Genomic DNA, 13,270 nt, shown 5'->3' with positions numbered 1-13,270 from the left:
GGTCGTTGGAATTGGAAGGCGCCATCCGGGCAAACGGACAGGATGGCGACTATGGTCGCGGCAGTGGCGGGGGGATTTATCTGGAAGTCGGGCGCCTGAGTGGGGGCGGGATCGTGGAAGCAGTCGGCGGTCGAAACACAGCTGATGTAAGTTCTTATTTCGGAGGGAGCGGAGGCGGCGGGCGGATTGCGATTTACTACGACGAGTTGGACGGATTTGACCTGTCAAACCGGGTGAGCGCGGCGGGCGGGAAAGGAGAATCTACTTCCTCGTATGACGGGGCGGCGGGGACGGTATATTTGGTCGATCAGCTCGCGCCCGTGCGGTTTGTACGCTTCAGCCCTGACGGACTCACCAACACGGCGGTGAGCGAGATGGCCATTCGCGTGGGATCTCCCTTGGCGCCCGATACGTTCACATTGGCGGACGTGGCGCTGCGAGATCCGCAGGGGGCGTTGGTCTCGCTGGCCTCGCTTTCCGCCATGACGACGTATGACTATCTTCTTTTGTTTTCCGCTCCTGTTTCGGAAGAGGGGGAATACGAGTTAACCATTGGAACCAATATCATAAGCGTATTGGGCGAATATCCCGAATTGGCGACCACTCATAGCTTTGTGATTGACACCACGCCACCTGGGGCGCCGGTGGTGACCAACCGGCCGGGCATACCGGCGACGAATTGCCTACGGGCGACGGCGGCGGTGCTGAGCGGCACGCGGGAGGATGGCTCGGCGGTGTGGGTGAATGGCGCCATGCGGGTTCCGTGGGGAGTGGGCGCGTGGGTCTGCACGCAAAGTTTTTCACAGGGAGCGACCGTATTGGATATCTATGCGACAGACGCGGCGGGGAACCGGTCTGCGACGAATGGTTACGCTTTTCTGGCGGATACGGTGGCGCCGGCAGTGACGGCGGTGAGTCCGGCCAACGGATCCTGGGCCACCTCCACGCCCGCCTTTGTACGATTGACCTATGTGGAGGCGGCGAGCGGGCTGGATACCCAGCGCTCGACATACGCGGTGAAGATATCCGGCCTGACACTGCCGGGTTCGTGGGCGGTGACCACCAATACGCTCACCTTCACCCCTGAGGGGACGATGCTGGATGGCAGCTATGCCGTCTCGGCGCGTCTGTACGACAACATGGCGAACACGGGGGCTGTGTTCAGTTCGAGCTTCATAGTGGACACGACGCCACCGGGGGCGCCGGGGGTGAGCGGGGTGACGAGTCCGACGACGATCAACCAGCAGACGATCACGGGGACACGGGAGGCGGATACGGCGATCCTGTGCAACGGGACGCAGGTGGTGGCGTCGGGGTCCTCGACGAACTGGTCGTATGCGCAGGCGCTGACGAATGGGTGGAACTACTTCGCGTTCACGGCGCGGGACGCGGCGGGGAACATGAGCGAAGCGACAGACGTGGCGATCCTCTACAACGACGTGGCGCCGGAAGCGGTGACGGTGACGGGGGCGGTATACGGGGTGGGGACGCGGCTCACGCTGGGGTGGGCGGGCTATAACGAGCTGGCGGCGGGGGGCGATATCGCGACTTACCACGTTTTCCAGTCGGCCGACAGCTTCACCCATGTTTCGGCGGCGGAGCAGATCGGGACGCGCGGGGCGGGTCAGAAGAGCTTTGTGGTGACGGGGCTGGTGCGGAACGTGACGAAGCACTACGCGGTGATGGCGCGGGACACGACCGGGCTGGCGGATTCGAACGTGACCAGTGTGGCGCTGGCGCCGGTGGATGTCATCGCGCCGCCGAACCCGACGGGGGCGGTGTTTGCGTGCGGGGCGACGAACCTGACGCTGACGTGGTCGGCGTCGGCGGATCCGGACGCGGACCTGGCGGGGTACCGGCTGTATGTGACCAATGCGGCGACGGGCCTCGAGTACGGGCTGACGAACCGACTGCACGAGCAGGACGGGTTGGTGCCGTCCTCGTCGTATGTGTTCCGGGTAAGTGCCTATGACGTGACCGGCAACGAGGGGGCGGGGCTGGTGGTGACGGGCTACACGGTGCTACCGAATCCGACGGGGCTGACGGTGACCCCGTACGACGGGTATGTGGAGATGAGTTGGAACGGGGTGCAGCCGTCGACGTACGTGAAGCATTACGCCATCTATGCGTACACCAACGAGTATTCCAGCGTCAGCGGGCTGACGGCGCGGCTGACGGTGACGAAGACAAATGCGAGTCTGGCGGGATTCCAGAACGGCGTGACGAACTGGTTCGCGGTGACGACGGTGAACCCGAGCGGAGGGCAGAACCCGGAGGTGGCACCGGTGGCGGCGATGACGGAAGACGACGTGATGGGGCCGCTGATGTGGAACCTGCGTTTCAACGGGGCCGCGTTGAATTCAGCGGCGACGAAGCCGGGTTCGTTCACGGTGAATGCGCGAGACCCGGCGGGGATGAGCCGGGTGGAGTTCCGGGTGAACGGGGCGCTGGTGGGGACAGCCACCGGCAGTTCAACCAACTTTGCGGCATTCTGGAACGTGACGGCGACGACGAACGACGGGTTGCACGCGGTGGAACTGACGGGTTACGACACGCTGGGCAACACTCGGGTGTGGGCGACGAACATCCCGGTGGCGCTGGCGAAGCCGGAAGCACTGATACTGACGCAGCCGGTGGGGACATCCACGGTGAACCGGCCGCGGCAGCCGGTGACGGGGACGGGGGCGGTGTACGTGACGCAGGTGGTGCTGTCGCGGAACGGGACCGAGGTTGCGGGCGAGACGGTCAGCGTGTCGGGGGCCGGGGGATTCAGCGGGGGGGTGGACCTGTTGGAGGGGACGAACGCGATCCGGGCGGCGGGGGTGAATCGGGCGGGAACGGGGACGTGGTCGCAGGCGGGGACGGTGATTCTGGACACGAGCATACCCGCGACGCCGGCGGGGTTGACGGCGACGCCGCGGGAGGGGGGGGCGATCCGGTTGAGCTGGAGCGACCCGCAGGGGGTGAACGTGAAAGGCTACCAGGTGTATCGCGCGGCGAGTCCGTTCACGGCGACGGGGGCGGCAACGCGGGTGAACTCTGCACTGGTGGCGGTGAGCTATTACACGGATCTGCCGCCGTCGGACGGGCTGTATTATTACCGGGTGGCGGCAGTGAACCGGGCGGACACGGAGGGATGGCTCTCAGAGGGAGCGTCTTCGCGGTCGGATCGGACGGCGCCGCGGGTGATGGCGGTGACCTATCAGAGCGATGGCCCGAGCGTGCCGACGGAGAATCGGTACGGGTATGGGCGGGTGCAGGTGAGCTTGGCGCTCAGCGAGCCGCTGGTGACGGCGCCGTTCTTCAGCCTGAATCCGGTGGGGGGCGTGCCGATTGCGGTGATGCTGCAAAGCGGGGGGACGAATGAATACACGGGGTATTTCAACGTGGACGGGAGCCGGCCCTGCGGGCCGGCGTACGCGGTGTTTTCCGGGCGGGATCTGGCGGGAAACCGGGGGACCGCAATCGAGACGGGGGACGTCGTCACGCTGGACACGTGCGGGCCCGTCGTGAGTGAATTGCATGTGACGCCGGTGGCCCCGATCGCGAATCCGGCGGGCAGCCCGACGACGGTGACGGTGGTGGCGGTGTTTGCCACCAACGAGGTGCCGGTCGGAACCCCGGAACTGTCGTGGTCGCTGGAAACGACGCGGACGCAGGAGACGGCGGTGGCGCTGTCGCCGCTGACGTACCGGTCGTGGGGGGGCTCCTTCGCCTTGCCGTCCAATGGCGGCAATCCGGCGGAGCATCTGCGGTTCCAGTACCGGGGGGTGGACGACCTGGGGAACACGGGAGCCACGATTCAAGTGGAGAGTCGGTTCCAGGCTTATCAGGGGACGCTTCCGCCGTATGAGGCGCCGCAAAATTTGACGGGTCGGGCGCAACCGGGTGGGGCGGTGGAGTTGTCGTGGAGCGCGGTGACGGCGGCGGCGGATTACGTACTCTACAAGGGGTCGGCGAGCAACGCGCTGATGGATCTGGCCCGGAGCGGGGGGCTGCTGACATACACGGATGCAGCGGGGGATGCGACAAATTGGTATGCGGTGGCGAGCGTGCGGGAGGCGAACGGGCAGGCGGTGACCAGCGCGTGGGGGCAGGTGGTGCGAGTGGTATCGGACGCGACGCCGCCGGCGGCGCCGGAGGGGCTGGTGTTGAAGCTGTTGGGCAACGGGGTGCTGTTGTCCTGGACGGCGGTGCCGGAGGAGACGGTGAAGTACCAGGCTTACCGCGACACGCAGACGATTGTGGAGATCGGGAGCCGGCCGGCGTTTGCGACGAACGTGAGTTCGACAAACGCGGTGGACGCGAAGCCGGTGAAGGGGGCGGCGTATTACGCTGTGGCGGCAGTGGATTCGGCGGGGAACCGATCCGCGCCATCGCTGAATGCCTACACCAATCTGGCGTTGCTGCCGGTGAATGGCCTGGGCGTGGAGCATGTGGCGGGGCAGCGTCCGACGGTGGCATGGAGCCACGCGAACGCGACGGCGATTGATGGGTTCCGGATCTATGAGGGGGAACAACTGCTGGCGGACGGCCTGGCCAACACGGCGACCTCCTACGTGGACACGGCGTATTCGAGCGGCGGGAGGTTGTACGGGCTGGTGGCGGTGGACGAAGTGGGCGGGGAGACCCTGGAGAGCGTGCGGCGGACGTTGCGGCTGCCGGACTTGAGCGTGAGCCTGCCGGCCAACGCGCTGCTGAAGCGCGGGGTGATGAATCGGTTGCTCTACACGGTCACCAATGCGGCGGCGGCGGTGACGAACGCGCGGCTGAAGGTTCGAACGGCGGGGATCGACCATGTTTCCGAACTGTTCAGTCTGGGGGCGGGCGAAACGGGATGCGTGGCGGTGGTGGTGGGGGGCTATACCAACCTGCCGCCGGTGGCAACGTTGAGCAACATGGTTGAGCTGCTTCCCCATGAAGGAGAATGGGTGCGGCTGCGGTCGGCCGCGACGGTGAATGTAAGCGACGAGGTGCTGACGGCGGAAGTGCATAACGACGAGCTGACGCGGGGGACGGAAGGGAAAGTGCGGTTCGTGCTGCACAATACGTCGGCAGAGGAGATCGAGGTGGTGCTGGCGCAGAAAGGGGGCGCGTCGCCGGAAGTCCGGGTGAAACTGGAAACGCCGGAGGGGATGGTGTTAAGCGCGGGGGCGGCGAAACAGTTGTTGGGGGCGGGAGTGATGACGCTGGCGAACGGGCAGACGGTGGCGCGGATCCCGGCGGGGACGAGCTTCAGCTCGAGCGATATTCTGCTGACGATACCGACGAACGCGCCGAACGCGGCGGTGCTGCGGCTGGAGATCGACCGGCTGCACTATCACCTGGGGCAGGAGGATCACGTGCAGATTGCCGGCGTCCAGAGCACGCGGGCGGTGTCCCTGCAGGAGACGGTCTACTCGGCGGCGGTGACGAATATCCATCCGGCCTTTTCAATGGGGGACACGAACATTCTGATCCAGGGCCACGCCGTGAACCGGACGACCGGGGCAGGTCAGGCAGACGTGCCAGTCAAGCTGACGGTCTCACTGGAAGGATTTGAGCGGACCTACACGGTGTACGCCGACGCGGGGGGGCACTGGGAATACAACTTTGAGCCATTGGCGAACGAGGGTGGGGTGTACAAGGTGTGGGCGGTGCATCCGCTGCGGGTGGACAAGCCCGTGCAGGGGGAGTTTGCGATCAACCGGGTGGGGGTGTCGCCGGCAACGGTGAGCGGAACGCTGCCGATGGAGTATCCCCAGGCGGTGAAGATCACGGTCAGCACGAGCAAAGGTCTGACGTTGACCAACCTGCATCTGCGGTATGAAGCGAGCAACCAGCCCGGCGGAATCTTGCCCGCAGGGGTTCATATCGAGCCGGGCGCGACCACAGCGACGTTGGCGGGTGGCAGCCGGGCGACGTTGCGCTTCACGATCTGGGGGGAGAGCCCGGCGACCACGGGGAGCGTGGTCCTGGTGGTGGCCGACGACGTCAGCGGGCCGTCGGGCTGGGGGCGGGTGACGGTGAACTATCGCTTTACCGAGGCGCAACCGGCGCTGACGTGGAGTCCGAACTACGTGCAGACGGGGGTGGCGGTCAGCAACCGGGTGACGGAGACGGTGAAGCTGAAGAACAACGGGTACGGCGCGTTGGCGGACGTGGGCGTGTCGCTGTGGACGACAAACGGGACAGCGGCGCCGGAATGGGTGCAACTGAACGTGGCAAGCAACCTGGGAAATCTGGCGATCGGGGAAGAATGGCTGGTGGATATCACCTTTGCTCCAACGAACAGCGCAAGCCTGGGCCAGCATCAATTCATCCTGCGGGTGACGGCGGCCAATCACGCGACGAAAGATATCAATCTGTTCGTGGGGGTGGACAGCTCCGGGCGCGGCGGCGCTCTGTTCAAGGTCACGGATATCTACACGGGCACGACGAACCAGAGCGGAATCGTGCAGGGATTGGCCGGGGCGCGGGTTACGCTGCAGAAGGAAAGCGGGTCTACGGTCGAGACGAATCGGACGACCGACAGCCTGGGCGAGGCGTATTTCGAGGACCTGCCGGTGGGCTCGTACATGTACCGGGTGACGGCCAATCGGCACGAGGCGACCAGCGGGCGGCTGTGGGTCAAGCCGGGGGTGATCGGGAACACGGAGGTGTTCCTGAACAGTCCGCTGGTGACGGTGGAATGGTCGGTGGTGCCGACGACGATAGAAGACGAATACAATATCGTGCTGACGGCGACATTCGAGACGCAGGTGCCCGCGCCGGTGGTGCTGCTGGAGCCTGTCTCGGTGCAGTTGCCCGAGATGGCGGTGGGGGACGTGTTCAACGGCGAATTCACGATGAAAAACTACGGGCTGATCCGGGCCGAGGCCATTCAGATCCAGATTCCCGAATCGGACGAGTATTATAAATATGAATTAATGGTCGAGCCGCCGGAGACGCTGGAAGCACACCAGGTGGTCCGCATTCCCTACCGCGTCACCTGCTTGAAAGTCTTTGGCGCCGACGACGCTGCCTCCGGCGGCGGCGCGGCCTGCGGGTGCTATAGCCGGTGCGCCTCCTACTCGTACGGCTATTACTGTATCAACGGCCATTGGGAATCCGTCGTGCGCTGTAGCCACTGGTGCGGCCGATGCATCTCGTGTGGCTCCTCAACGAAACCGAGCTATGGGCCGACCGGGATTGTGAATGTTGGACTTGGCGGCGCAGGTGGCGGCAGTTCCGGCGGTCCCGGAGGCAGTTCTCTACCGGGTGGCAGTTTGGGTTGCGCGCCGAATCCGGATCCCGAGGAGGATCCGTGCGCGCCGCTGGAACCTGTTGGAAGCAGTGCCGTGCTGGCGGGGGGCGCCTATTACGACGAGGCCGAGGATATCGATATCCAGACGCTGGGAAATCTGTTTCGGGTCCGACGTTCTTTTTTCGATGGAGAATGGACGTTCGACGGGCTGGATCAGCGCATGGAGTTCGTCTCCAGCGACGAAGATGTGGAAGGCGTGCAGGTCGCAGGATTAAGTCTTGACCGCTACAGTTCCAAAGGGTCCTTAACAGCGGGCGATCGGTTCTATGACGATGCAGGCAATTGGTTGGAATATACGGGGGCGGGGTATGAATTGCGCCAAACGGATGGCCACTGGGCTCGGTACGACGTGGACGGGCGGCGGCTGGCTCAGGGCGACCGCCAGGGACGGCAGATTCTCTATGGATATGATGTTGCCTCCAACTACGTCGTGGGCGTGTACAATCACGCCACCAACCAGGTGTGCTGGGTGGACCGCACGTCGGAGGGGCTGGTTGCCAGCCTACGGGATCAAGCCGAGGGCGGACGGACGGTGGAGTATTTCTACGACGCTCAGAGTCGGCTGACCAACGTCGTCAATTGGTTGGGGGAAACGACGTCTTATCGCTACGACAATCAGAGCCGGATGGTGCACAAGCAAGACGCCGATGGCGAAGAGCATCACATCTCGTATCGAGCGGACGGGGCCCTGGCCAGCGTGCAGGACGAGAACGGACAGGGTAAGACATTCGACTTCGCTTTTGATGAGCGGACGGGACTGTACTACTCGAGTGTGCGCGCCACGGATGGCGCGGTGGTGGAACGCTGGCACGACGCCTCGCTGGCCACCGTGAAAACCATTGTGGACGGCACGCCGATCCACGATCAGGTCTCCGTGCCGGAGTCGGAGCGGATCACCAGGGAGTACGACCAACAAGGACGCCTGATTCAAGAAACGCATCCCGATCAGACGCAAAATGTCTACGAGTATGGCGGGCCTTTTGGCACTCTGACCCGGCAGGTGGATCGCAACGGCGATGTTACGCTGTACCAACGGGACGAGCGGGGCAATCCGACGGGCATCGTGGCGCATGCGGGGACGCCGTGGGAACGAACCACATGGCAAGCCTTCGACGATCGCGGATTGCTGGTGCGGCATACCAGCATTGGAGATTCCAATACCGCTTCGGTATCGCTGGAGTTCGAATACGATTCTGTCGGCAACATGACGGCATGTACGGACGCCGAAGGGTTTGTCACCCACTACACCTATGACGGATATGGGCATTTGACCAGTGTCAGCAACGCCGATGGCGGCGTATGGAACTGGCAATACGATCAGCGGGGCCGATGTACCGCCGTGACCGATCCGCGGAATTCAACCGAAGAGTATGAGTATGATTCGGCGGGGCATATGAGTCGCTTGCGGCATCTGACAGGGGAGGAAACCACGTACGAGTACGACGATCGCGGACGGTTGAGCCGCATCAACGCCCCTCATGGACGCTGGCAGGAGATGCACTACGATGGACCGGGGGGGCGGCGGGTGGAAACCCGACATTCAGACGGTTCGGTTTTCTGGGAAACGTTTTCGGAAGAAGGCGATTTGCTTGGCCTCGAAAACGAACAGGGAATGAAAAGCGAGGCGGAGCACGACGAGTATGGACGCTTGGCATCCCTTCATGCATCGGCCGAAGAAAGCGTCCAAATACACTACGATGCCGCAGGGTTGCCCCTGACCATGGTGTATCCGGATTATGAACAGCATATGGGATGGGATGCCAAGGGGACGCTGACCAATATCCAATTACGCGGCGCGATCGAATCGGGCCGGTCGTTTAAATATGATTCGGCGGGTCGACTGATCGCCGTGCAAAAACCAGATGGGAATGTCCTCCGGTATTCCTGGGACGTGCGGGGCCGGTTGACTTCCCTGGTGGATGAAGGCGGAGGCACGAATCGCTTCGCGTACGATGGCCGTGACAATCTGATCCGCTGGACGGATCCCCTGGGGCACGGAGTCCGATATGAATACGATGCTCGGGATTGCATGACCGCGCGGATTCGGGAGGATGGGACCACCAACCGGTATGCCTATGATGCCTGCGGGCGCAAGATCAGGCATTGGCGACCCAACGGTTCCCTAACGATCTGGGACTACGATCATATGGGATGTATTACCAACCGGGCTTCTTATCGTTCGGAATTTGACGAAGTGCCGGAACAATCCGTGCGGCTGGAGCAGGATTCGCAAGGACGGTTGCTTGTTTGCGATGATGGGATGACGTCCATGGCATGGTCCTACGACGAAAGCAATCTCGTGGCCACCTGCCAGGTGGATTTTGGTTCTTTCACGGCGACCTATTCGCAGGGCTTTGATGATGCCGGGCGCCTGGTCTTTTTTGCCGGTCCCGACGGACTGACCAACCGCTACGAATACGGCGCGGATGAACAGCTCAGTCAAATAAACGTGCCCGGGGAAGGGCTCTTGAGTCTGGATCGGGCGCCCGGGGGGCTCCAGGTCCAGATCCGCTACCCCGGGGGAATACGGAATGACCGTCATGCGCATTCCGTGTTGGGGATCGTGACGAACCTGTACGCGGATCCCGGCGGCCATTCCATTCTGGCGGAAACAATCGAACGCGACGTACAGGGCGGCCCGGTGGCGAAAAGCCTGGATGGGCGCCATTGGACGTACCAATATGATGCGCAACGGCGGGTGAATGGAGTGGAATGCGCAGGAGGGGAGACCCGTGTGATCGCATATGATTTGGCGGGGAACCGGATCGAGGATTCAACTACACCGGGGACGTGGGAATATGACGAGATGAACCGCCTGCGGTCTTCGCCATGGGGGTCGTACCAGTACGATCAGGCCGGAAACATGACGCAATCGGTGTGCGGGGCCCAAATCCGTCGTTACGAATACAACGCGACCGGCCGGCTGACGGCGATCCGCGACGGGCAGGATCAAGTGCTGGCCCGTTATGCCTATGATCCCTTTGGACGCCGGATCCGCAAGGAGGTGAACGGGGAGACGACTTGGTATCTGTACGCCGCCCAGGGATTGATTGCGGAACTGGATGATACGGGGAATGTTCTGCGCAGTTATGCCTATTATCCTAGTGCGGCTTGGAGCGCCAATCCGTTGTATCTACGGCAGGACGGTCAAGTGTACTACTACCTGAACGACGCCTTGGGGCGGCCGATCAAACTGGCGCGCGGGGATGGTGCTATTGTCTGGGCCGCGGAATATGATGTTTTCGGCGCGGCCGAAGTGTCGCAGGCGGCGCAAATAGACAATCCGCTTCGCGGTTCCGGACAGTATGGCGACGCGGAGTCCGGGCTCCATTACAATTTCATGCGGTATTACGACTCCCAAACGGGCCGCTACCTGAGTGAAGATCCCCTGGACGAAGCCGCGGGACCCAATCTGTATGTCTTTGCAGACAACAATCCCCTGCAATTCATGGATGCCAGCGGAATGATAGTCGATGTCGATTTCTCCAGAACCGAAAGCGGGGGATGGAAGGAATATAAGACGGACAATACGTCCGGACGTACCATCGCCTACCGTACGGACTATGTCGGTAATCAAAGTCAGAGATATGAGACTTACGTGTCGCAGGAGAACCGTGCGCGGATGAATGCTATGCTGCACCAGACCGGCACCGCAATTGTGATGGTCAATGGTTACAACACGGACCACGCTACATGGCTGGGACGCGTGAGCAAAATGGAAAAATTGCTTAAAACGGAAGCCGGTGATCCCGATTTAGAAATCATTTCCTTCTACTGGCCGGGGAACCATGGGGGCGTCAATTTCAACGGGGCGCAAGATGTGGGCAAAGATGCAAGCCGTGCGCTGGCCCGCATGTTGAAGTGCTTAAAGCAACACGGCATTAAGATTATCGTGCCGTCTCATAGCTTAGCTAACGAAGTCGTCGCTCAAGCGTTGCTGCATGGAGCATCTATAGACAAATGGTATGCCCTGCAGGCAGCCGTGGCCGGCCAGGATCTGTCGCGCACAGGTCTCTATGGTCCTGTGATTGAAAGCCAGGTCGGAACGCTCTATTACACCTCTTCTCATGAATTTCAAGACGGGCTCATGGGAACGCTCCGTGGCGTATGGAAGTCCGTAACGGACACTATTTTTATGAAGGAACGGGATAAGATCGTGCAAATACCCTATTACCTTGATGAATTAGCGTCAGGCGTGGGATATGCGGGCATCCCAAATCCTACACCAAATACAGAACGACTGAGTCAAAACTCGACAGGTCATGGGGATATCTACACCGATGTCGTGACCAGCAGCATTGCCACGTCCTGGAATAGCATGCGCGAATACGGAAGGTCCGGTGGGGATTACGATTATTCACAATGTATCTTTCTGGGAAATGGTTTTCTCACATGGTTGAATTATAGATAAAATGAAAGAGAAGAAGATGACATGCGGTGTGCCGGGGCATTCGATGTTCGTGCCGCCGAATAACCCGACACGGCCGGAGTTCGGTTGCCTGGATGGCCAGGATGCAACGGCCATGATGATTTTCCGGCCATCGCTTGGTGTGGCGGGAATTTCCAATGTCTTGGCGATGCGACGGAGATGTGGCGGAGCCCCTGAGTTATGCGCTTCATGCATGAGAGCCTCAAAAAGACTGGCGCAACAGGAACGCGTCGATAACGGGAGCTGAACATGAACAAGAAGACCTGCCTTCAGCATGTGGTCGGCGGAATCGGCGTATGTCTTATCGCGTTCGCGCCCTCGGTGTTCGCCTCGGCGGTCTGTGCGATGGTGAAGATCGAGATCCAGCAGACGCTGACGCTGGAGCGGCAGGCGTTCGACGCGACGATGAAGATTCACAACGGCTTCACGGAGCTGCCGCTGGAGGCGGTAGATATCGAAGTCTTGTTTACCGATGCGGACGAGAATTCCATCCCGGCAACGACCAATCCGAACGACACCAACGCGCTGTTTTTCATCCGGGTGGACTCGCTCTCGAACATTGACGCGGCGACCAACGGGACGATTGCGGCGGGGCAGAGCGCGGAAATCCACTGGCTGATCATCCCGGCGCTGGGGGCGTCGGGCACGAACACGGCGGGGCAGCTGTACTACGTGGGCGCGACGCTGAATTATCGGCTGCAGGGCCAGGACCTGACGGTGGACGTGACCCCGGATTGGATCACCGTCCAGCCCATGCCACGGCTGACCCTGGATTATTTCCTGCCCGCCCAGGTGTACGGGGACGATCCGTTCACGACGACCATCGAGCCGCCGGTGCCCTATTCGCTGGGTCTGCGGATTCTGAATACAGGGCATGGCCCGGCGACGGCGGTGAAGATGGAGTCCGCGCAGCCGGAGATCGTGCAGAACGATCTGGGGCTGCTGCTCGGGTATACGATCCTGGGGACGGAAGTCAACGGCGCGGGCGCGGCCCGGACGCTGACGGCGGACTTCGGGGCGATCGGTGCCGGGGAAGCCGGCCTGGCGCGCTGGACGATGGAAACGACGCTGATGGGGGAATTCACGGAGTTCGCGGCGGACATCTCGCATTCGGATGCGCTGGGCGGGCGGTTGACCTCGCTGATTCAAGAGGTCCAGACGCACACGCTGGTTCGGGACGTATGGGTGGACCTGCCCGGCCGGGACGCCATTCTGGACTTATTGGGCAAAGATGACACAGGCCTGACCGTGTATGAATCGGATGCCATCGATTCGGCGGTGACGAACTGGACGGGGCAGGGGAGTCTGACGCGGGTGCAGGGGGGCGCGGGGGATCACCTGTATGACGCGGTGGTGCCGTTGAACGCCGGGCCGTTCTACGCGGAGTGGAGTTACACGAACGGGGCGACTCGGGATGTGCGGACGGTGGTCCGGGCGGATGGCAAGGTGCTGAAGGCGGCGAATGCCTGGATCGAGCAGCGGCGGGAACGGGGGACGGACCCGTGGGAGTACTACTTTTGCTTGTTCGACACGGATCAAGGGGGCGCCTACCAGGT

At 62.2% G+C, this 13,270-nt stretch carries 2 protein-coding genes; both read left to right on the top strand.

Translation table 11 applies throughout. The annotated features are described in order from the left end of the window. Positions 1-11,696, top strand: an 11,696-nt coding sequence (locus GXY33_12255; protein ID NLX05903.1) for an alpha/beta hydrolase, incomplete at its 5' end; no start/stop codon positions are given. Positions 11,697-11,963: 267 nt separating this feature from the next. Beyond that, positions 11,964-13,270 (top strand): calcium-binding protein (locus GXY33_12250; GenBank protein ID NLX05902.1); only part of this gene is annotated, 1,307 nt, incomplete at its 3' end.

The sequence above is a fragment of the Phycisphaerae bacterium genome (genome assembly GCA_012729815.1).
In the GTDB taxonomy this organism is placed as follows: domain Bacteria; phylum Planctomycetota; class Phycisphaerae; order JAAYCJ01; family JAAYCJ01; genus JAAYCJ01.
Note: the sequence above shows the minus strand (reverse complement) of the source record. Positions and strands in the feature narration are given on the sequence as shown.